24 protein-coding genes and 1 pseudogene are annotated in these 19325 nt (G+C 71.2%); 7 read left to right on the forward strand and 18 right to left on the reverse strand.

Annotation, left to right across the window (positions count from 1 at the left end):
* Positions 1-17: 17 nt before the first annotated feature.
* Positions 18-683 carry a Tat pathway signal sequence domain protein gene (locus FE633_RS16060; protein ID WP_138045821.1) on the reverse strand — a complete coding sequence of 222 codons (666 nt, stop codon included), beginning with the start codon at positions 681-683 and terminating at the stop codon, positions 18-20.
* 629 nt (positions 684-1312) lie between these two features.
* On the opposite strand from FE633_RS16060, the gene FE633_RS16065 reads away from it, so the two are divergent.
* Both FE633_RS16065 and FE633_RS16070 read left to right on the forward strand, forming a co-directional pair.
* Positions 1313-1993 carry a DUF6230 family protein gene (locus FE633_RS16065; protein ID WP_138045822.1) on the forward strand — a complete coding sequence of 227 codons (681 nt, stop codon included), beginning with the start codon at positions 1313-1315 and terminating at the stop codon, positions 1991-1993.
* On the forward strand, positions 1993-2394 hold the full coding sequence (locus tag FE633_RS16070; RefSeq protein WP_138045823.1) for a DUF6114 domain-containing protein: 402 nt from the start codon (positions 1993-1995) through the stop codon (positions 2392-2394). Before FE633_RS16065 ends, FE633_RS16070 begins: the two co-directional genes overlap by 1 nt.
* A 21-nt stretch (positions 2395-2415) precedes the next feature.
* Here FE633_RS16070 and FE633_RS16075 read toward each other — a convergent pair whose 3' ends face one another.
* The 7 genes from FE633_RS16075 to FE633_RS16100 form a co-directional block, all read right to left on the reverse strand.
* Positions 2416-3042, reverse strand: a complete 627-nt coding sequence (locus FE633_RS16075) for an alpha-ketoglutarate-dependent dioxygenase AlkB (protein WP_138045824.1) — start codon at positions 3040-3042, stop codon at positions 2416-2418.
* 48 nt (positions 3043-3090) lie between these two features.
* Positions 3091-3240: a hypothetical protein gene (locus FE633_RS49975; protein ID WP_246113641.1), complete on the reverse strand. Its 150-nt coding sequence runs from the start codon at positions 3238-3240 to the stop codon at positions 3091-3093.
* Between the two features lie 59 nt (positions 3241-3299).
* Positions 3300-3926, reverse strand: coding sequence for an EamA family transporter (locus tag FE633_RS16080; RefSeq protein WP_246113642.1), 627 nt, complete (start codon positions 3924-3926; stop codon positions 3300-3302).
* Positions 3927-4006: 80 nt separating this feature from the next.
* Entirely contained in the window at positions 4007-4222 is a 216-nt protein-coding gene (locus FE633_RS16085) for a CDGSH iron-sulfur domain-containing protein (RefSeq protein WP_138045825.1), read from the reverse strand.
* Positions 4223-4255: 33 nt separating this feature from the next.
* Positions 4256-5311, reverse strand: coding sequence for an iron-containing redox enzyme family protein (locus FE633_RS16090; protein WP_138045826.1), 1056 nt, complete (start codon positions 5309-5311; stop codon positions 4256-4258).
* 83 nt (positions 5312-5394) lie between these two features.
* Positions 5395-5763 carry a DUF6479 family protein gene (locus FE633_RS16095; RefSeq protein ID WP_246113643.1) on the reverse strand — a complete coding sequence of 123 codons (369 nt, stop codon included), beginning with the start codon at positions 5761-5763 and terminating at the stop codon, positions 5395-5397.
* Between the two features lie 286 nt (positions 5764-6049).
* Complete coding sequence (locus tag FE633_RS16100) at positions 6050-6220, reverse strand: hydrophobic protein (protein ID WP_119103621.1); 171 nt, start codon at positions 6218-6220, stop codon at positions 6050-6052.
* A gap of 263 nt (positions 6221-6483) precedes the next feature.
* On the opposite strand from FE633_RS16100, the gene FE633_RS16105 reads away from it, so the two are divergent.
* A complete protein-coding gene (locus tag FE633_RS16105) occupies positions 6484-7278 on the forward strand; it encodes a SigB/SigF/SigG family RNA polymerase sigma factor (protein ID WP_119103622.1) in 795 nt (264 codons plus the stop codon).
* Positions 7279-7478: 200 nt separating this feature from the next.
* Here FE633_RS16105 and FE633_RS16110 read toward each other — a convergent pair whose 3' ends face one another.
* The gene (locus FE633_RS16110; RefSeq protein ID WP_138045827.1) at positions 7479-7838 is read right to left on the reverse strand and encodes an ANTAR domain-containing protein; all 360 of its coding nucleotides are present in this window, start codon (positions 7836-7838) and stop codon (positions 7479-7481) included.
* Between the two features lie 235 nt (positions 7839-8073).
* On the opposite strand from FE633_RS16110, the gene FE633_RS16115 reads away from it, so the two are divergent.
* The 4 genes and pseudogenes from FE633_RS16115 to FE633_RS49240 form a co-directional block, all read left to right on the forward strand.
* Complete coding sequence (locus FE633_RS16115; RefSeq protein WP_138045828.1) at positions 8074-8247, forward strand: CsbD family protein; 174 nt, start codon at positions 8074-8076, stop codon at positions 8245-8247.
* Between the two features lie 239 nt (positions 8248-8486).
* Complete coding sequence (locus FE633_RS16120; protein ID WP_138045829.1) at positions 8487-9185, forward strand: HemK2/MTQ2 family protein methyltransferase; 699 nt, start codon at positions 8487-8489, stop codon at positions 9183-9185.
* 77 nt (positions 9186-9262) lie between these two features.
* Positions 9263-9457 carry a hypothetical protein gene (locus FE633_RS16125; protein ID WP_171059968.1) on the forward strand — a complete coding sequence of 65 codons (195 nt, stop codon included), beginning with the start codon at positions 9263-9265 and terminating at the stop codon, positions 9455-9457.
* Between the two features lie 75 nt (positions 9458-9532).
* Positions 9533-10141: pseudogene (locus FE633_RS49240) on the forward strand (Orn/Lys/Arg family decarboxylase); the annotation flags it as partial.
* Positions 10142-10152: 11 nt separating this feature from the next.
* Here FE633_RS49240 and ligD read toward each other — a convergent pair.
* From ligD to FE633_RS16175, 9 genes are all read right to left on the reverse strand, one after another.
* Positions 10153-11163 (reverse strand): non-homologous end-joining DNA ligase, encoded by a 1011-nt coding sequence (gene ligD, locus FE633_RS16135; RefSeq protein WP_138045831.1) that lies wholly within the window; start codon positions 11161-11163, stop codon positions 10153-10155.
* 6 nt (positions 11164-11169) lie between these two features.
* Positions 11170-11769: a DNA polymerase ligase N-terminal domain-containing protein gene (locus FE633_RS16140; protein WP_138045832.1), complete on the reverse strand. Its 600-nt coding sequence runs from the start codon at positions 11767-11769 to the stop codon at positions 11170-11172.
* Between the two features lie 107 nt (positions 11770-11876).
* Positions 11877-13307 (reverse strand): Nramp family divalent metal transporter, encoded by a 1431-nt coding sequence (locus FE633_RS16145; RefSeq protein ID WP_138045833.1) that lies wholly within the window; start codon positions 13305-13307, stop codon positions 11877-11879.
* A gap of 125 nt (positions 13308-13432) precedes the next feature.
* On the reverse strand, positions 13433-14383 hold the full coding sequence (locus tag FE633_RS16150; RefSeq protein WP_138045834.1) for a phosphoglycerate dehydrogenase: 951 nt from the start codon (positions 14381-14383) through the stop codon (positions 13433-13435).
* Positions 14380-15573 (reverse strand): sialidase family protein, encoded by a 1194-nt coding sequence (locus FE633_RS16155; protein WP_138045835.1) that lies wholly within the window; start codon positions 15571-15573, stop codon positions 14380-14382. Before FE633_RS16155 ends, FE633_RS16150 begins: the two co-directional genes overlap by 4 nt.
* Positions 15573-16382: an HpcH/HpaI aldolase family protein gene (locus FE633_RS16160; RefSeq protein ID WP_138045836.1), complete on the reverse strand. Its 810-nt coding sequence runs from the start codon at positions 16380-16382 to the stop codon at positions 15573-15575. Before FE633_RS16160 ends, FE633_RS16155 begins: the two co-directional genes overlap by 1 nt.
* A gap of 197 nt (positions 16383-16579) precedes the next feature.
* On the reverse strand, positions 16580-17560 hold the full coding sequence (locus tag FE633_RS16165; RefSeq protein ID WP_138045837.1) for an aldo/keto reductase: 981 nt from the start codon (positions 17558-17560) through the stop codon (positions 16580-16582).
* Positions 17557-18420, reverse strand: coding sequence for an ATP-binding cassette domain-containing protein (locus FE633_RS16170; RefSeq protein WP_138045838.1), 864 nt, complete (start codon positions 18418-18420; stop codon positions 17557-17559). The genes FE633_RS16165 and FE633_RS16170 overlap by 4 nt, the downstream gene beginning before the upstream one ends.
* A complete protein-coding gene (locus FE633_RS16175; protein WP_246113645.1) occupies positions 18417-19325 on the reverse strand; it encodes an ABC transporter ATP-binding protein in 909 nt (302 codons plus the stop codon). The genes FE633_RS16170 and FE633_RS16175 overlap by 4 nt, the downstream gene beginning before the upstream one ends.

Consider the following 19325-nt stretch of genomic DNA (forward strand, 5'->3'; position numbering starts at 1 on the left):
GTACGGGGATGTACGAGTCAGTTGACGAAGACCGCCGGGCTGCCTTCCTGGCTCGTGTCCACGACAGGGGCGTACTTGGCGGTGAAGTAGCCGTTGCTGAAGCACAGCGACGACCCGGAGAACTTCGTGAACTGCTGGTTCGTGAACGAGATGCTGTTGTCGGTGTTGCTCGCCGTGCCGGACAGGCTGGGCGCCCGGTAGACGCAGGTGATGCTGCCCAGGAGCGTGCGCAGTACGACCGTTGTCTGGATGGACGAGCCATCGGCCGGGGTGATGGTGACGGCGCCGTCCGATGTCACGGCGGTGGTGTAGGGCAGGTTGTCGACGGTGATTCTGGTGACCCCCAGGACGCCGGTGACGTTGCTGGTGCAACTGCTGCTGTCGAAGGTGTGGCGGGTGACCGACTCGGTGGCCGTACCCGGTGCGGCCGGGTTGTCGGTGACGGCGGCGACGAAGGTCGACGAGGAGCAGGAGAGGCCGCTCCTGCCGGTGCTGCTGGAGTAGAGCGTGGCGTTGGTGCCGGTGGCCAGTGAGGCGCTGAGGACGTCACCGGTCGCGACGGGCGTTCCGCCGAGACCGCCGGTGGTCAGTACCGGGGTGTCGGCCGCCGAGGCAGGGCCGGCCGCGGACAGCGAGAGGGCCGTGATGACACCGGCCAGGGTGAGGTAAGTGCGAGTACGCATGGGGGTATGCCTCTTCTGTCGAAGCGGGGGTGGAGGGTGGCCGCCGCCGGCCCGTCGCGCCTTCTCCGTACGCGACGGACCGGCGGGGCGGGGCGACCGAGCACGCTGCAGCCGGGGATAGCGGTCGTGCTCGGTGCCACGAGGAGTGGGTGCGGCCGCACAGGAGATCTGTCGCCCGTGTGACGGGATTGCAGCCCGGAGTCGACGTGCGTGGAACCCGGGGGTCGACGTGCGCCGCACAACGGATCCGGCGCCACGGATCCGTGCGAAACCTGGGAGAGTTGTAAACCTGAGGGATGCTCAACGTCAAGGCGCAGCAAGGAAGTTGGCGAGGAAATGGGCGGCCCGCGCCGCGGTGTGGCGCCGTTGTCGGGCGGCGCTGCTCCGCGGGTCAACCAGGGGACTCAGTAATCCTCCATGGGTCCGTCACATTTCCAACTTTCTTTTTCCACAAGCTTCTTGACCTCCGTTGTTTACCGGGGGTAACTTCCACGGCGGTTACTGCGGCGTAACGAGAAAGCCCTTGCACTCGCCGGGTGGTGTGAGGAGGCGTGCGCCGCGGCCGCTGTCCGCGCCAGGACACCGTGCCGCTGAAGCCCTACCCACGCTGAACTGCACAGGGAGCAGAAATGGCCTCGTCCCCGGACGTCACCTCGTCCACCGGTTCCAGCCCCGAGCCCGCCGAGAGCTCGGAGAGCGGTTCCACTTCCGAAAGACGCGGGCGGGTCCGCCTGCGCCGCGCCGCGGTGATGGCGGTGCCTGCCACGGTGCTCGCGGCGGGGTTGATGATCCTCACCGCCCAGGGGGCCCTGGGTGTCCAGTTCGCGATCTCCGGTATGCCGTTCACCGTTACCGCGACGGAGCTCGACGGGAAGGGTTTCGCGCAGTTCGGCGGCCTCGACCAGATGGCGGAAGGCAGCCCCAACGAGGGCGACACCGGAGGTCAGGTCCTCGTGGTGGTCTCCGCGATCAAGAGCGCGACGCTCACCAAGCTCTGTCAGAGCGTCGATCTCGGCGGCACGAATCTGCTCATCACGGCGGGTCAGGGCTCCGAGAAGGTGAGCGCGACCAACCTGACCACCGACTCAACGGAACTCTCCGGCGACGCGGCCTTCAAGAACATCGAGATCGGCAACGACGCCAGCACCCTCGACAAGGCCGGGCCCGGGGGCCAGGGGCCGAAGGGCGTCTTCAGCCAGCAGGCCGACACCGTCCACATCGCCAACCTCCGGCAGACCAACTACGCCACCACGGCAGCGGTGTTCAAACTCCCCGGTCTGAAGCTCCGCTTCAGCGACAAGGGTTGCTGATGCCGGCCTTCCAGCGGTGGCGGGCGGCCCGGCCCTTCTGGGGTGGGTTGCTGCTCACCCTGGGCGGGGCGGAGATCCTGGTCACCCAGAAGGCGTCGCTGAAGGTCGTCATGCACATCGGCATGCAGGGTCTGGCCGGGTATCTCCTGCCCGCCCTGATGCTGATCTGCGGTCTGCTGATCCTCTTCAACCCCACGCAGCGCCTCTTCTATTCGATCAGCGGTGTTCTGCTCTCCCTGGGCACCTGGCTCACCTCGAACCTGGGCGGCTTCTTCGTGGGTCTTCTCCTCGGAGTGGTCGGCAGCTGCCTGGCCTTCGGCTGGCTTCCGGACCAGGAGCCGCGCCGCCGTCGCTCGTGGTGGCGCAGGGGCCGGACGCCCGCCACCCCCCACAGCGCATGACGAGACGGGTCGCTCCCGCGGTCAGTGCACGCCGTGCGGCCGGAACTGGATGCTGATCCGGGGCCCGGCCGCACGCGTGGTCTTGGGGATCGCGTGTTCCCAGGTGCGCTGGCAGGAGCCGCCCATCACGATGAGGTCGCCGTGCCCGAGTGCCCGGCGTACGCTGCCGCCGCCGCGCCGAGGGCGCAGAAGGAGATCGCGCGGTGCGCCCACGGAAAGGATGGCGACCATCGTGTCCTCGTGCCCGCCCCGCCCGGTCCGGTCCCCGTGCCAGGCCACGCTGTCCCGGCCGTCGCGGTAGTAGCAGAGCCCGGCCGTGACGAACGGCTCGCCCAACTCCTCGGCGTAGTGCGAGGAAAGGGCGTCCCGCGCCTCGTCCAGGACGGGGTGCGGCAGTACGTCGTCGGCGTCGTAGTGGGCAAGCAGCCGCGGTACGTCGACCGTGTGCTCGTACATTCTCCGCCGCTCGGCCCGCCAGGGCACCTCGGTGGCGAGCCGCGTGAACAGAGCGTCGGCTCCCCGCAGCCACCCTGGAAGCAGATCGATCCATGCGCCGTCGCCGAGCGCGGTCCGGCGCAGCCCGTTCAGCGGGCCGAGACGGACGTCGTCACTCTGGTCGAAGAGCGAGCCCTGGAGGTGCGGGGACATGGCTCCAGGCTACTCATGGATTCGAATGTACGTACTATCGAGCGGCTGTCAGCCCAGGGCCAGCAGGATGGTCGCGGTGCCCGCGCCCACCAGGCCGACGACCTGCCCGCGGCTGACTCTCTCGTGCAGCATCGCGAGGCCGAGGACCGTGGGAACGGCTGGATAGAGCGAGGCGAGCACAACGGCGAGGGCCAGCATCTGCTGCCGGGTCGCCCAGAGACAGAGGATCAGGCCGAGTGCCGCCCCCGCCGCGATCGCTACCGCCTGGGCCAGCGGCGTCGGCGGCTGCCTGAACCGCCGGACGTGCCGCAGGGCGCTCGGCAGCAGCAGAACGACCGCGGCGACGCGCCCCGCGACCACGGGCCAGACCCCGCTCCCGCTCCGGCCTGCGCCAGCCCGATGTACTGGACGGCGACGCCCAGGCCGGCGAGCAGACCATCCGCGGACGCCTGCGCCGCACCGTCGCGGTGCCGAGCACCGGCGCCGGACACGAGCCACAGCGCGGGCACCGCGACAAGGATGCCCAGCCAGGCCAGGCGAGTGGGCCGGTCGCCCAGGAAGCAGACGCCGCACAGCACGGACAGTGCCACGCCCGTGACGGCACTCACCGGCACGACGACGCTCATCCCCTCGCGGCTCAGGCCACGGTTGAGGAAGTGCATGGTCGCGCCGCTGCCGATCCCCGACAGCGCTCCCCACGCCGCATCCGCGGGCCGCACCGCTTCGGCGGGGAGGACCAGAGCCACCGCGAGTGCCAGCAGCAGCCCGCCGATCTGCCCTAGAAAGGTGACCGCGGCGAAGTGCATCCGCCGGGACAGCAGTCCGCCGGCGTAGTCGACGACGCCGTAGCAGGCCGCCGAGGCCGGCGCGAGTAAGGCACCCATGCGCTCCGAGTGCCCGTGCGGCCTTACGCGAGAGGCGCACGAGGCGTTCGCGCTCGATCAGCCGGATCGGGGGCGGCGCCTCAGTCCCGATGCGTGCGCTCGGGGCGTTGGCGGTGGCTGGTGTCGCACCACGGATAGGCGCGGCTGCGACGACAGGTGCACAAGGCCACACAGAACCGCTCGGAGGACACGGTCGTGCCGTCCTCCAGGACGACTTCGACCGGACCCTCGACGAGCAGCGGGCCCTCGCGTGGGGCTGTGATCCGGCGCGGACGTTCGCCGGGGACGGTCGACACCGGTGACCACCGGCCTCTCGTGTGGGGAAAACGTCAGACGGATGGGTGGAGGGATGTGCGGGTGGACGTGCTCAGGGGTGTACGCAGTGACGACTCACCGGCCCGCCACGCCGCCAGCAGCCGGTCGGCGAAACGGTCCTCGAGGTACCCGGTGGCATCCACGCCGAACGCCACGTCGCCGTCCAGCTGGGGCTCCTCCTCAAGAAGGCCCGCGACGACCTCCCGGCGCACGATCTGCTCGTGCACCGCGTCGGCCTCTACGTGCTCGCGGTAGAAGTGCTCGGCGGCCGGGCCCGCTCCGATACGTCGCATCGCGCGGGCGAGACGCCGGGATCCGGGCGACGAGGTGGTCTCGACAGCCGCGAAGTGCCCCACCAGCGCGCCGCGCAGCGCACGGTGCAGCCCGAAGAGAGACATGAGATTCACGATCGCCAGGGCCTCGGCGCCGCTCGCGTCGACATAGCGACCGTATGCCGGGTCCAGCTCCAGGTCGGTCATGAGGTCGGCGTACAGCCGGGCGTGCACGCGCTCGGCGCGGCCCGCTCCGTACTCGTCGAACTCCACCGCCGCCATCCCCGCCTTGGCCCGGCCCCAGAGCCGTGGCAGGACCCAGGCGTGCGGATCGGCCTCCTTGAGGTGGTAGACCGACCGCTGGGCCGCGTACTCCCGCAGGTGCCACAGCTCGCCCTCGTCCTGGAGGAAGTGCGTGATCCCGTGGCCGTCGGCGGGTTCCACGAGCAACTCGTCCAGTGCGTCGTCGGCATGCTCGTGCCGGGACGCCACGGCGCGCAGAGCCGCCAGGAACGGCCGCTCCAGCGCCGCCCGGACCCTGAGCAGATCAGGGTCCCATTCCCGGTCCGCGTCGACGCCCGCGAAGCCTCGATAGTGCAGCTCGTAGCAGAGGTGGAGGGCGAGCTGCAGATCATCCCCGAACGGGGCGGCGTCGCCGAACGGGGCGGCGTCGCCGATCGCGGCATCGTCGGGCAGCGGCCGTGCATGACGCAGATGTCCGGCGACCGACGCGGAGAGTGGCCCCCGGCTCGGCGGCAGTTCCGGTTCCCGGGTCAGGGGCTTCGCTACGCGTTCCATGCCTGCGGGGTACCCGTGACCGAGAACCCCTCACATGCGTGCCGTTGCCCCATCCGGGGGCGGGAGCCCTGGACGCTGAAGGGTCACGTCCGGCCGGGGCCGCCGCTGCCGGACGCTCCGCTGCCCTTCTTGTCCCAGGTCGGCGCCTCCTGGTCCATCGCGGGACGGGAGCCGCCGCCGACGTGTCCCCACAGCTGGTGCGGGGTGAGCCGTTGGCGGCCGCGCGGCACCTCGACGGGCTCGCGCCGCTCGCGCACCTCGCGCACGGGGCCGGAGGCGGGGGGCCGGGGCTGCTCGTGGGGGTGCGGCGGCGCGGGCTCGCGCTCGCGGAGCCGATGGCCCCACCAGACGGCGGCGATCAGGGCGCCGACGATGACGATCCCTACCAGGAACGGCACCACTCCGCCCAGCACGGGGGAGGAGAGGGTCATGTGTGTCGTGACGGTGTCCATCTCGCGCGGGTACCCGCCGCGACCGACCGAAACAACCGCCCGTCGGCAGCGGCCGACCGTGGTCTGGGCCACCAGGCGGGCCCACTGACAGCGGCCGGTCGCCGGCGGCCATCAGCACGCGCCCGCGCCGACGGGCCCACCGTCAAAGACCCGCCGGCAGTTTTTCCCTGTCAGGGGTTCGCCCGTACGCGTCAGGGACCCGTCCGCGCACGGGGCCGGTACGTCCCTCCCAGCGTGGCGTAGAGCCAGCGCCGCACGCGCAGAACAAGTGCCCTGGGCCTCGCCCTCACCACCTGTACCAGCGCGACCGGGAGCCCGTCGCCGTCGTGCCGCGCATCAGGAAGCCGAGCAACCAGACGACGAGCACGGCGACGGCGATCCACCACAGGGCCTCCAGCACGAATCCCACTCCGAACAGGATCAGGATCAGAAGGAGGACCAACAAGACGGGGACCATGACCTCCACCTCCTGAGAGCCCGAGTTCCCCGAATCGACGCTCTACACGGAGCTCCGCACGGATGACTCGTCGCGGAGCATCGCGAAAATTCTCCTCGTTTGACCGGGTGAAATGGTGGGAAATGGGCATATAAGTGCTTCGGACAGGAGGCACGTCCGTGGGAGCTGGTCCGCCAGATCGCGGGTGTGTTCCGAGCCCGTCCATGCGCGCCCTCCCATGGTGACTGCCCAGTCGGCGCCTTCTGAGGGAGATGCGACGCACCATGCGAGTCACCGTCAGATCGAAGCAACACCCGCATGACGACGCCCCCGACACGGCAGCGGCCTTCGAAAGGCTCGCCGCTCTGCCCGAGGGGCCTCATCGCGATGCGCTGCGGGACGAGATCGTCCAGGCCTGGCTGCCCATGGCGGACCGCATCGCCACCCAGTACCGGGGGCGCGGCGAGTCCATCGAAGACCTCTGCCAGGTCGCCGCACTCGGCCTCGTCAAGGCGGTCGCCCGATACGACCCGGATCGCGGCTGTGCCTTCGAGAGTTACGCGATCCCGACCATCACCGGCGAGATCAAGCGCCACTTCCGCGACCACATGTGGGTCCTTCATGTGCCACGCCGGGTCCAGGACCTGCGCAACCGGGTCCGGGTCGCCGAGAAGGAACTGTCGCAGTCGGCTCCCGGCCGCCGGCCCACCGTCGCCGAGATCGCCGCGTACGCGCGCATGAGTGAGGACGACGTACGCGTAGGTCTCGAAGCGCTCGACAGCTTCACCGCCCTCTCTCTGGACGCCGAACTGCCGGGCAGCGAGGACGGCTATGCGCTGGGGGACGTCCTGGGGGAGCCCGACGCCGGGTTCGACCTGGTCGTCGACCGCGAGGCCGTGAAGCCCTGTCTGCGGGAGCTCCCCGAACGCGAACGGACCATCCTCTACCTGCGCTTCTTCGGAGGCATGACACAAAGCCGCATAGCGCAGCAACTCGGCATCTCACAGATGCACGTGTCCCGGCTGCTCAGTGCGTGCTGCACCGAACTGAGGGAGAAGGCGCTCGCCGGACCTGCCTGATGCCTGGCTCGCGCCGGAGTGGACGGGTGGAACGCCCGGCCGCCCGGCGCGAGTTCCTTCGGGCCGGGCGGCCGGGTGGCGGGCTCACTGCCGAACCCTCCCGGGAGCGGTTGGCCAGTGTGTCGCCAGTGTCCGAACTAACCAGGTGGATCGAACCGAAACACGTGAGGGCCTGGCCGGAGGCGATGACGGCCGGGCGGTCAGGCGTCCGGGATCTGCGTGGGCCCGTAGCGGTCGAGCGCGTCTTCCAGCGTGGTGCGAATCTCGGGCGGGAGGTCGCCTTTCTGCCCCCAGATGATGATCAGCTCCGCGACATTGCGCAGCTTGATGTTCGTGTGCTGGGAGACTTCCCGCAGAACGGTCCAGCCCTGTTCGGGTGTCACTCGCCCCAGCGCGACCATCATGCCGATCGCCTGGTCCACCACGGCGTGGGAGGTCACGGCCTCCTTCAACTGGCCGATCTCCGCCCGCAACTCGGCGATCCGGGCCGCCTGGTCGTCCGGTGCGGTCGGTTCCTGTGGGCAGCCGGCGACCTCGTCCGAACGGGTGTCTGGCGTCATCGTCCCCTCCGGGTCGGAGCACTGGCGTGGTTCTCCCGCGTCATCCCTTCGCCGTCCCTTGTGCGCATGGCCTGAGTCCATCGTCCCCACTCGGCCTGACGTGTGCCAGTGCGAGCGCGCGCGGGCACGCGGGATGATTACTCAGCGTATTGAAACCTTCACGAATTGCGAGGGGTGGGATCGGGGCGCAGGGTGGACATGCCAGTCCAACCCTCCCCGCAAAGGACGGAAAACCATGGGTAAGGCAAAGGGCAAGGCCAAGCAGATGAAGGGCAAGATGAAGGAGACCACCGGCAAGACCATGGGCGACACGACCATGGAGCGCGAAGGCCGGAGCGAACAGATGTCGGGCAAGGCGGAGCAGCAGGACATGAGGCCCTCCGAGCGCGTGAAGAAGACCCCCCGGTAGACCGGGTCCGCCCGCGCGGTACGCCCCTGAGCGGTCGCACCGGCCCCGCCCGTGCGACCGCCGGGGGCGTCCTTCATTCGGACGAGCGGAGCAGGGCTCGCGTGACGGACGACGTGTGGGGGAGCGGTTGAAGGGCACTCGGCGCGACGAAACGGACGTGCCCTGCCAGGCGATCGACGGTCGGCTGCAAACGCCCTCTCCACCACCTGAGACGATTGCCCGGACGGAGAGTCACCACCATGGCTGGTCTCGTGGATTCAGTCCCTCCTCCGACGACCCTCCTGACGCCGCTAGGCGTCTACCGGCCGCAGGCCGACACCTTTCTGCTCGCACAGGCCCTCTGCGGCGAGGGACTGAGCATGGGCGCGGACGTGCTGGACCTCGGAACCGGCAACGGAACCCTCGCGATCTGCGCCGCTCGTCAGGGAGCGCACGTCACGGCGATCGACATCTCCTGGCGCGCCGTACTCACCACCCGGCTGAACGCCCTGCGCTCCGGGGAACGCCTCACGGTCCGCCACGGCGACCTCCTCGGCTCCGTCCCGGACCGGTCCCTCGACCTGGTGGTCAGCAACCCGCCCTACGTCCCCACTCCCGCCGCGCACCGGCCGGGCGCCCCTGGCGCCGAACGGGCCTGGAACGCCGGTCGCGACGGGCGTGCGGTTCTGGACCGGATCTGTGCCGACGCGCCGCGAGTCCTGCGTCCCGGCGGTGTGCTGCTCATGGCCCAGTCGGGGCTGAACGACATCGAGGAGACACTCGTCCGCCTGGCGCGCTGCGGACTCCGGCCCGCCGTGAGCGACCGGACCTACATTCCCTTCGGTCCGGTTCTGCGCTCGCGCCTCCCGTGGCTGCGGGAGTCCGGGCTGGTCGGCGAGCGCGAGGAGAACGAGGAACTCGTGATCATCCGGGCCGAGCGGACGTCATCGGAGTCATAGCCGCCACAAGGCCGGGCACGGTCCACGGGGGACTGCACACCGGCGCGCCGGGTACTCGCCGCCGTATGCACAAGATCATGCAGCACCCCCTGCGGCGCAAGAAGGCAACCCGTACCGCGGCCGAAGAAGCCCTGGAAGAGGCCAAGCAGCAGGGGCACGAGGACGACACGGACACCGGCCGGGGCCGAGCGCGCGGACCCGGCGACCCCATCACCCCGAGCATCCGGGCGAACCGGGAGGCCACCGGGGGAGACCCTCCGGACCGTCCCTAGGCGGTGCGCCAGTTCATGGGCGGCCCGCCCCGAATTCGTCGCCAAGAGGAGGACATGGCCCGTGGACCACACCGAAGCGCGCTGCGTCTCGCCGCGCAAGTCCGCGCCGCCATCGACGAGATGCCGGGTCTGAACGTCCTCGGCCGCGACGATCTCGTAGGGCCCGGCCTGTCCCGCGACTTCGACCCGCTGCCCGTGGTCATCGATGTCAGCGGTCTCGGCATGAGCGGCTACCGAGCGGCCGACTGGCTGCGCGGCGCACACCGTCTCGACATGCACCTGGTCGACCACCGGCGCATCAGTGCCCAGCTCACCCACGCCGACTCGACCGCCACCACGCAGCCGCTGCTCGACGCCCTGCGCGACCTCGCCGCGCATGCCGCGGAGCCGGCCGACGGCCGGCCCGTCATCGACGTGCCGAGCGGGCAGGACATGCGGATGGAGCAGACCTGCCGCCCCCGCGACGCGTACTTCGGCCCTGCCCGCGCCGTGCCCCTGGAGCAGGCGGTCGGCCGTGTCTCGGCCGAGATGATCACGCCTTACCCGCCCGGAATCCCGGCCGTCCTGCCGGGCGAGCGGCTCACCGAGCCCGTCCTGCGCTACCTGCGAACCGGCCTGCGGGCGGGGATGAACCTTCCGGACGCCTCCGACGCGGAACTGCGCACGATCCGCGTCCGCGTCTGAGCGGGATCCGGCTACGCCGCCGCGCGCTCGCGTACGACATCCCGCGCGGCCTTGTCGTCGCGCAGCCCGAGGAACCGCGGATGGCGCAGCATGCCGTCCCGTGTCCACTCCGTGAACGCGATCTGCGCGACGAGCTCCGGCCTCGCCCAGTGAGGGCGTGGCTCCCGGACGCGGTCGGCGAAGGGCGAGGTGGCGATGGACAGGTCGTCCAGGCGCTCGCGGAGGGAGGCGAGTGTGCGATGGTCGAAGCCCGTGCCCACCTTGCCCGCGTACCGCAACATGTCACCCTCGTAGTAACCGAGCAGCAGCGCGCCGAGGCCGGCGCGGCTGCCGGCCGGTTCGGTGAATCCGCCGACGACGAACTCCTGCTCCCGGGAGCACTTCAGCTTGAGCCAGTCCGGTGAACGGCGCGGCTGGTAGCGGCTGTTCGCCCGCTTCGCGATCAGCCCCTCCCAGCCGCGGGCGCAGGACTCGGCCAGCAACTCCGCGCCGCCCTCGTTGCGATGCGTGCTCATCCGCAGCGGTGCGCGGAACGCCAGGGCCCGCCGCAGCAGCGACTTGCGCGTGCGCAACGGCAGTTGCCGGGCGTCGGCGCCCTCCAGCCGCAGCAGATCGAACAGGTAGTACGTCACTGCCACGCCGCTGGCCTCGATGTCCCGGCGCCGGGTGAGCCCCATCCGCCGCTGGAGGCGGGCGAAGTCGGTACGGCCCCGCGAGAACGCGACGATCTCGCCGTCGACCGTGAAGTCCGTGCACGTCTGAGCGGCGAGCGCCTCGATGATCTCCGGATACGTCTCGTTGAGCCGGTTGCCGCTGCGTGAGAGCAGAACCACCCGCCCGTTCTCCCGGACCGCCAGCGCACGCACACCGTCCAGCTTCCGCTCGAAGATCCACTCGCCGGAGAAGTCCCGTCGGTTGCTGAGCGTGGCGAGCATGGGCTCGGAGGCCAGCTCCACGCCCGGCCGTGCGTCACGCAGCCATCGGCGCTCGTCGGCGGACAGCGTGTCCAGGAGACCGGCCACCGCCGCTCACCCCGCTCCGGCCACCTGCCGCAGCGTGCGCCCGCTGCGCACCGACCGCGCCCGCCGCGGATCGGGCGTCCCGCCCTCACCGGGCCGGGCCCGCTCGTCGGCGGTCTTCACCAGCAGCCATGCCTCGCCCTTCCCGCCGCGGAGCCGGGTCAGGGCGTACTCGCCGCGCAGCTTCGAGCCATGCAGCCGGAACGTGCCGTGACCACGCTCCAGTGCCTCCTCGAAGGGCACGGGCCGCCCACGCCGGTCGTGGCTGGTGGGCCGGTAGGTGCCGTGGTCCCAGACGATGACGGTTCCGCCGCCGTACTCGCCCTGGGGGATCACGCCCTCGAACTCCTCGTACTCCAGTGGATGGTCCTCCGTGGGCAGAGCCAGCCGCTTCTCACGAGGATCGGCCGACGGCCCCTTCGGGACGGACCAGGACTTCAGCACGTCGCCGACCTGCAGCCGGAAGTCGAAGTGCATCGTGCTCGCGTCGTGGATCTGCACCACGAAGTGCGGTTCGCCGTCCGAGGGCCTGTCCCGGCCGTGAGGTTCCCTGGTCCTGCCGAAGTCACGCTTGCCGCGGTACGTCCGCAGCGGGTCCTTCTCGCCCACGTCCCGCTCCTTCCCTCGACCCACGGCTCCGGGTGCGGCGGCGGACAGCCGGCCGTCGCGCCCGGTACCGTCGCAGACCCCGGGTACCCCGCCCGTGCCCGGCCGACTCAGGACCCGGCGAGGCTGATGCCGAGGACCTCCAGCACGCCGTAGACGCCGAGGAACACGATCGCCGCACTGCTGACCGCGAGCGCCGCCGTCAGCCACGGGCTGCCGCGGAAGCGCTTGTCGACGCCGGTGGACCGCAGCCGCCAGACCGCGATCACCACGGCCAGCAGGAAGACACCGCCGCCGATGCCGCCGATCTGCACCATCAGGACCGGTGACTGCACCCACAGGAAGGACGCCGCCCACAGAGGCGGCAGGCAGCACGTCAGGACCTGGATCGTGCGCCGCCGTACCCGGACGTCGTGCCAGTCGATGACACCGAGCAGTCCGAGGGTGTTGGTCCACAGCCGCGGCACGCTGGCGGTCGACCCGATCAGCGTCGAGAAGAGGACGGCGAAGGCGCCGATCAGGAACAGGTACTCGGCCCAGGGACCCATCGTGTCGGTGTAGACGCGGGACAGCGTGGTGATCATCGAGTTGCCCTCGGGGATCAGGTTCTGCGGATGCAGTACGGCCGCGCCGATGACGTAGAAGGAGAGCGTGCACAGCGTGCAGACCAGCCAGCCGGCGGCGACGTCCAGGCGCATCACCTTCAGCCACCCCTCGGCCCGCCGGGCCCGCGCCTCGCTCCCGTCGTCCGGGCCCGTCCATCGGGCGTAGCCCTTCTCGATGCACCAGTAGGTGTACGTCGTCATCTCGTCGGCGCCGACACCGGTGATGCCGAACATGGCCAGCGCGATCCCGGCCGTGCCCGCCGGGATGAGGAAGCTGAAGCCCTCGCCCAGTTCGTGTGCCCCGTACCCGAATTCGGTCAGGGGCAGGCCGAGCGCGAGTGCCAGCGTGGCGACGGTGAAGATGACCACGGAGGCGACGCACAGTCGCTCCACCACGCTGTACCTGCCCGTACGCAGCAGGACCACGGCCAGCGCGGTGATCAGCACCGTCCACACGGCGAGCGAACGGTGGCTCAGCGTCTCGCCGGTGATCGGCCACATCACCGAACACGCCGCCGCGGTACCGCCGATGATGCCGCCCCGCTGGAACATCTTGGCGAAGTCCATGCCGATCCAGAGCCAGTTGGTCCAGCCCACCCGGCCGATGCGAGGGCCTATGTCCCGGTAACCCTCCAGCGCGGTACGGCCGTTGAGGATCGTCCAGCGGGCCAGCTCCATCTGCACCCACACCTTCACCGCGGTGCTGATGACGACCAGCCACAGCAGCACGAACCCGGCTTCGGCGCCGAGCGAGGTGGTCACGATGAGCTCTCCGGAGCCGACCACGGCGGCCGACAGGACGAAACCGGGACCGAGATGGCGCAGCCGCCCGGCAAAGGCGCGGGGTGCCTCGCGGACGTCCTCGGCGCGCAGGGCGTACGGGTCGGGTTCGGTCGGTGGGGCCTCGGCTGCCGTCCGGGCGGTGGTTTTGGGCATGGCGGATCCTTCGGGTCGTGCGGCTTCGTCGCCGGACTCGGGGACGGGGAAGGTGGGGACGGGGAACGTGGGGACGGGGAACGTGGGGACGGAGGGAGCGCGGGGGGACGGGCAACGAGGGCGGATCAGAGGGCGGGGTGCAGCGGAGGCTCACCCGCGAGGACCCGTACGACGTCCTCCGCGACCATGGCGCCCATCGTGCGGTTGGCGTCGTGCCCGCAGGCCGCCATGTGCGAGGTGAGCAGGACGTTCGGGGCCGTGCGCAGCGGACTGTCGCCGAGCGGTTCGTGCGCGAAGGCGTCGAGCGCGGCGCCGCCCAGGTGGCCGTCCGTAAGGAGCGCCGCGAGCGCCGTCTCGTCGACGAGACCGCCCCGGGCTGCGTTCACCAGTAGTGCGCCCGGTTTCATGGCGGCCAGCCGGCGGCCGTCCAGGAGCGGGCCCGCGCCCGCGGTGGCGGGCAGATGCAGGCTGACGACGTCGGCGCGGGCCAGGCAGTCGTCCAGAGGGGTGGGCCGGGCGCCGAGGGCGGAGATGTCCTCGGCGTCGACGTACGGGTCGTGCGCGAGCACCGTCATGCCGAAGGCGAGGGCGTATCCGGTCAGCAGTCGTCCGATGCGCCCGAAGCCCACCACGGCCAGGGTCCTTCCGGCGAGTTCGGGCCCGAACAGCTTGGGCCACTCCCCGTGCGCCACCCGCTGGTGCGAGGCGGTGATGCCACGGGTGGCATCCAGGATCAGGCCGAAGGTGAACTCGGCGACCGCCCGGGAGTTGCTGCCGGGCGCGCACACCACGGCGATGCCACGGGCCCGCGCGGCGTTCACGTCGATGGTGTCGACGCCGACGCCGTGCTTGGCGATGACCTTGAGATGGGCCGCCGCGTCGATGAGGCCGGCGGTGACCCGGTCCATGCCGACGACAAGCGCGTCCACCTCACCGATCCGCGCCCGGAGTTCGCCGGCGGGCAGCGCGGCGTCCTCGTACGGGCGGAGGGGGCCCGCGCCGGCCCGCTCCAGGATCTGCCAGGGCTCGGGGGAGTAACGGGAGAAGGTGGGAGTCGTGATGAGAGTCGTCGTCATACGGGGATCTCCCGGTCCGCCCAAGCGGTGCTCAGGCGGAGGTACTTGATCGTGCGGCGGTGATGCGTGAAGGCGATGTGCAGCGTGCCGTCCGGGGTCTGGACGACGGACGGGTAGGACAGCTCGCGGTTGAGCCCGTCCCGGGAGTTGTTGGTCAGGCAGTGGCCGTCACCCGTCTCCAGATCGTGGCGCACCGGCCAGGTCAGGCCGCCGTCCGAGGAGACGGAGAGGGTGAGCGGCGCGCGAGGTGCACCCCAGAAGGCGGCTCCGGTCGTGGGCGCGGCTCCGGGCGCGTCCCCGCTCGGTTCTTCCTTCCCGCTCAGCCCCTCGTCGTCGATCTCGTCGTACAGCGAGACGCGACGTGCGACGGCGTCCGCGGCGCTGCTGTGGTTGTGGACCAGCGCGAGACGTCCGTCGGCCAAGGGGACGTACTGGATCGAGGAGTTGTTGTTCGGCAGGTCCAGCCTGTGCGGCGCGCACCAGCTCTCCCCGTCGTCGTACGACACGCTGCGGTGGACGGCGTCGGCGCGGCGGCTGCGGAACAGGGCGAGGAGCGAACCGTCCGGCAGCGGGCGGACGTTCATGTGCACCAGCCCGGTCGAGCCCGGCACCGAAACCTCGCGCCAGCTCGCCCCCGCGTCGTCGCTGACCATCACCGAGCTGGTGTCCCGGTCACCCGACCACCGCTCGCCCGGCGCGGCGACACAACGGAACACGGGCAGCAGCCGACGGCCCGAAGGCAGGACCGTCACCGGCTGGCGCACGAACACCCCACCGTCGAAGAGCACCCGGGACGGCCCCCATGTCGCGCCCTCGTCGTGACTGACACGCAGCCGCACCTCGGCGGTGTCCTGGTGCCCGGCCCGCTGCGTGGTGTGCAGCAGCCACCAGTCGCCGGACGGGTCGGTGAACAGCACCGGGTTCTGCTCCGACCGCGTGTCGTCGTGGGAGAGCCGTACCGGCTGCGACCAGGTGTCGCCGTCCGCGGACAGCCGCGAGAACCACACCGAGATGTCCGCGACGCCCTCCTGCGTCCCTCCGAACCAGACACAGCCCAGGTCGCCGCCGGGCAGCACGGTGAGGTTGGCGGCATGGTTCTGCACGGCCGGTGCGGCCAGCCATGCCTCGAAGCGGCCGGGGTCGCCGGGCTGCGGACGTACGACGCCGTCGGCGACGGCCGGCCCCGACATCACTGACCCCGCCCGGCCGCCCGCGCGGCGGTGAGGTGGCGGAAGGCGACCTGTTCCAGATGGACGAGATCGCTCGCCACCGTGACGTAGGTGAAGCCCTCGGCGAGCCGCTTGGCGGCGCTCGCCCCGTCCGCGTTGTGAATGCCGGCGGCGATCCCGGCGACCGCCGCGGCTTCGCGCACCGTGACCAGCGCGGCCTCGAACTCGTCCGCGATCGCCGGATCCGTGGAGCTCGCACCGCCGAGCGCGATGCGCAGGTCGGAGGGACCTATGTAGACGCCGTCGAGGCCGTCGGTGGCGCAGATCTCGGCGACGTTGGCGAGGCCCTGAGCGGTTTCGATCATCGCGAGGACCACGGTCTGCCGGTGCGCGTCGGCGGGGTCGGGCCCGATGCGCAGGCCCGAGCGCATCGGGCCGTACGACCGCCTGCCCAGCGGCGGATAGCGAACGGCGGCCACCGCGTCGGCGGCGTCCTGCGCGGTGTCGACCAGCGGGACGATGACACCGGCCGCGCCCGCGTCCAGGGCTTTGCCGATCGGCATGGGGTCGTTGGCCTCGACGCGCACCAGGCCGACGGCGGTCGATCCCTTGGTGTCGATCGCGGTCAGCGAGGCGAGCACGCCCGAGTACTCGATCAGTCCGTGCTGGGCGTCCAGCGCCACATAGTCGTAGCCGAGGCGGGCGATGCGTTCGGTGGAGACGGGGGAGTCGAGGACGGACCAGTAGCCGACGAGCGGCTCGCGGGCGCGCAACAGGGCGGCGAAGGCGGCGGGGGTGCCGGGGTCGGGGGTGGGGGTGAGGGCGGTCATGCGGTGCTCCTTCGGCTGGGGCGGCCGGGCTTGCTGTCGGTTGGTGGGTGGCGGGCAACTGTGACCGAGTGGGGCGCGCCCTTCAGGGGCGCGGGGCTGTGACATCAAGCGGCTCCGCCGCGCGGGCGCGACCAGCCACGGCCGTCCCGCAGCGGAAGGACGACCTGGGGGACATACGCGGCTCAGGACGCCCGCTATCAGCGGTTGTACGCGGGCATCGGCCCGCGCAGCGCCGCGCCGACCTCGTCGCAGGCCGCCGTCACGTCGGCGGGCAGGGGACCGGCCTGGGCCGCGGCGAGGTTGGCCGACAGGTGTGTGGTCTTCGAGCCGCCGAGCAGCAGCGCATCGGTCGAGTCGCGGTCGAGGAGCCAGCGCAGGGCGAGGTCGGTGAGCGGGATGCCCGCGGCGTCGGCGACGGCGGTCAGCTGATCGACGGCGGTGAAGAGACGCTCGTCCCAGTAGCGCTGCCGGTACATCGCGGCCACCTTGGAGTCCCCGAACCTGCCCGAGTCCGGGGTCTGTTCGAAGCGGTGGCGGCCGGTGAGCAGTCCGCCGCCGAGCGGGTTGTAGACCATGGTGCGCAGCCCGGTGACGGCGGCGTACTCGACGTACTCCTCCTCGATGCGGCGTGCGAGGAGGTTGTGCATCTGCTGGGCGACGACGGGGCGCGGGGCGCCCAAGTCGTCGGCGGTGCGGACGAGTTCGGAGATCTGCCAGGCCGCGTAGTTGGAGACGCCGAGCGCGCGGACCTTCCCCTCGGCGACGAACTCCGCGACGGTGGCGAGGGTTTCGGCGAGCGGTGTCGCACGGTCGGGCTGGTGGAGGTAGAAGAGGTCGACCGAGTCGGTGCCGAGCCGCTTGAGGCTGCCCTCCAGCGCGGCGCGGAGCCCGGCCGCGGAGAGCGGGGCGTTGTCGCCCTGGTCGGGATGCGGGATACCGGCCTTGGTCGCCAGCACGATCCGGTCGCGGCGGCCCGGCAGGAGCCCGGCGAGGATGCGCTCGCTCTCGCCGCCCGCGTATCCGTTGGCCGTGTCGACGCCGGTGATGCCCGCGTCGAGCGCGGCGTCGAGCATGCCGGCCGCTCCGGAGGCGTCGACGGTGTCGCCGAAGGTCATGGTGCCGAGCACCAGACGGGACAGCGGGACGGGGATGTTCGGCAGGTCGATGCCGGTGGTCACGAGGAGGTTCCTTCCGATGTGGGGGCCGAGGCGAGGGCGAGTACGCTCCGGGGCTTCACACCCCGGATCGCGGTGGGGTCCAGGGCGGCGCGGCGCAGCGCGCGGGTGTAGGGCTCGGCGGGCGAGGCGAGCACGGCGGCGGTCGGCCCGGTCTCGACGACCCGGCCCGCGCGCATCACCACCACATCGCTGCTGATCTCCCGGACGACCCCGAGGTTGTGGGCGATGACCAGGTAGGCGATGCCGGTGTCCGCCTGCAACTCCCGCAACAGATCGAGTACTTGTGCCTGTACGGAGACATCGAGGGCGGACGTCGCCTCGTCGCAGACCAGCAGGTCGGGCCTAGAGGCGAGGGCGCGGGCTATGCCGATACGTTGCCGCTGGCCGCCGGAGAACTCGGGTGGGCGCCGGTCCAGGGCCGAGGACGGCAGACCGACCCGCTCGATCAACTCGGCCGCCCGCCGCGCGCGCCCGGCACGGTCGCCGACCCCGCCCACGCGCAGCGGCTCGGCGACGATCTGCTGGGCGGTGAGGTGGGGGTCCAGCGACCCGTACGGATCCTGGAAGACCATCTGCACACGCCGCCGCAGTGGACGCAGCCGCCGCTCGGGCAGCGGCGCGATGTCCGTCCCGTCCAGGACGATCCGGCCACTCGCCGGCTTGAGCAGCCGTACGAGGGCGCGGGCGAGCGTCGACTTGCCGCAGCCGGACTCGCCCACCACGGCGAGCGAACCGCCGCGCGGAATCCGGAAGGTGACATCGTCGACTGCCCGGAAGGGCCCGTGGGACGTGGCGTATTCGACGACCAGGCCCTCGACGGAGAGGAGAGGCCGGCCGGCGGCCTCGGGGCTGTCGGTCACGGCGCTGCTCCCTGCGCGACGGGTTCGGTCCGTTCGTCGCCGTCCTCGTCCCACGCCCCCAGGCGCGGCACGGCGGCGAGCAGCTCACGGGTGTACGGCTCCGCAGGCCGCTCGACGATTTCCTCGGCGGAGCCCGACTCGACGAACCGGCCGTCCTTCATGACGTGGATCCGGTCGGAGACGAGCCGGGCCACCCCGAGGTCATGGGTGATCATCAGCATCCCGATCCCGGTCCGTTCCTGAAGCTCCATCAGCAGATCGAGGACGCTCGCCTGCACGGTGGCGTCCAGCGCGGACGTCGGCTCGTCCGCGACGAGCAGTTCCGGTTCGGCGGCCAGCGCGGTCGCGATGAGGATGCGTTGCAGCATGCCGCCGGAGAACTGGTGCGGATACGCCTTCCAGCGGGTCCGAGGCTGCGGGATGCGGACCTGAGCGAGGAGCTCTACTCCCTTGTCCCTAGCCTGTGTTCGCGACATGCCGGGGTGGCGCAGCCGCAGCGCGTCGCCCAGTTGCCGCCCGATGGTGTGCACCGGGCTGAGGGCGGTCATCGGGTCCTGCGGGATGAGTGACACGGTCCGCCCGCGTACCGCACGGGCGGCACCCGGATCGGCGACGACGTCCCGCCCAGCGATGCGCACGCTGCCCGACATCACGGCGAGCCCTTCGGGCAGCAGCCGCAGCACGCCCATCGCCGTGGTCGACTTCCCGGAGCCGGACTCGCCGATCAGCGTGACGGTCTCTCCCCGGCGGACGGTGAAGCTCACTCCGTCGACCGCCCGCACCACGCCGTGCGCGGTGATGAGCTCGATCTGCAGATCCGCCGCGTCGAGCAGCGGCGTGTTCTCGGCCGTCGGCATGTTGTCGGCCGTCGGCATGTTGTCGGTCATCGGCGTGACTTCGGCCAT

Source organism: Streptomyces montanus (genome assembly GCF_005786655.1).
In the GTDB taxonomy this organism is placed as follows: Bacteria; Actinomycetota; Actinomycetes; order Streptomycetales; family Streptomycetaceae; genus Streptomyces; species Streptomyces sporangiiformans.

Bases quoted from the DNA above. Each gene is read 5' to 3' on its own strand.
- FE633_RS16110 (WP_138045827.1), bottom strand. From the start codon at position 7,838: ATGACGCCAGACACCCGTTCGGACGAGGTCGCCGGCTGCCCACAGGAA.
- FE633_RS16150 (WP_138045834.1), bottom strand. From the start codon at position 14,383: ATGACGACGACTCTCATCACGACTCCCACCTTCTCCCGTTACTCCCCC.
- FE633_RS16075 (WP_138045824.1), bottom strand. From the start codon at position 3,042: ATGTCCCCGCACCTCCAGGGCTCGCTCTTCGACCAGAGTGACGACGTC.
- FE633_RS49975 (WP_246113641.1), bottom strand. From the start codon at position 3,240: ATGCTGGCCCTCGCCGTTGTGCTCGCCTCGCTCTATCCAGCCGTTCCC.
- FE633_RS16120 (WP_138045829.1), top strand. From the start codon at position 8,487: ATGGCTGGTCTCGTGGATTCAGTCCCTCCTCCGACGACCCTCCTGACG.
- FE633_RS16125 (WP_171059968.1), top strand. From the start codon at position 9,263: ATGCAGCACCCCCTGCGGCGCAAGAAGGCAACCCGTACCGCGGCCGAA.
- FE633_RS16160 (WP_138045836.1), bottom strand. From the start codon at position 16,382: ATGACCGCCCTCACCCCCACCCCCGACCCCGGCACCCCCGCCGCCTTC.
- FE633_RS16115 (WP_138045828.1), top strand. From the start codon at position 8,074: ATGGGTAAGGCAAAGGGCAAGGCCAAGCAGATGAAGGGCAAGATGAAG.
- FE633_RS16105 (WP_119103622.1), top strand. From the start codon at position 6,484: ATGCGAGTCACCGTCAGATCGAAGCAACACCCGCATGACGACGCCCCC.
- FE633_RS16145 (WP_138045833.1), bottom strand. From the start codon at position 13,307: ATGCCCAAAACCACCGCCCGGACGGCAGCCGAGGCCCCACCGACCGAA.
- FE633_RS16090 (WP_138045826.1), bottom strand. From the start codon at position 5,311: ATGGAACGCGTAGCGAAGCCCCTGACCCGGGAACCGGAACTGCCGCCG.
- FE633_RS16100 (WP_119103621.1), bottom strand. From the start codon at position 6,220: ATGGTCCCCGTCTTGTTGGTCCTCCTTCTGATCCTGATCCTGTTCGGA.
- FE633_RS16155 (WP_138045835.1), bottom strand. From the start codon at position 15,573: ATGTCGGGGCCGGCCGTCGCCGACGGCGTCGTACGTCCGCAGCCCGGC.
- FE633_RS16095 (WP_246113643.1), bottom strand. From the start codon at position 5,763: ATGGACACCGTCACGACACACATGACCCTCTCCTCCCCCGTGCTGGGC.
- FE633_RS16065 (WP_138045822.1), top strand. From the start codon at position 1,313: ATGGCCTCGTCCCCGGACGTCACCTCGTCCACCGGTTCCAGCCCCGAG.
- FE633_RS16060 (WP_138045821.1), bottom strand. From the start codon at position 683: ATGCGTACTCGCACTTACCTCACCCTGGCCGGTGTCATCACGGCCCTC.
- FE633_RS16080 (WP_246113642.1), bottom strand. From the start codon at position 3,926: ATGGGTGCCTTACTCGCGCCGGCCTCGGCGGCCTGCTACGGCGTCGTC.
- FE633_RS16175 (WP_246113645.1), bottom strand. From the start codon at position 19,325: ATGGCCGAAGTCACGCCGATGACCGACAACATGCCGACGGCCGACAAC.
- FE633_RS16070 (WP_138045823.1), top strand. From the start codon at position 1,993: ATGCCGGCCTTCCAGCGGTGGCGGGCGGCCCGGCCCTTCTGGGGTGGG.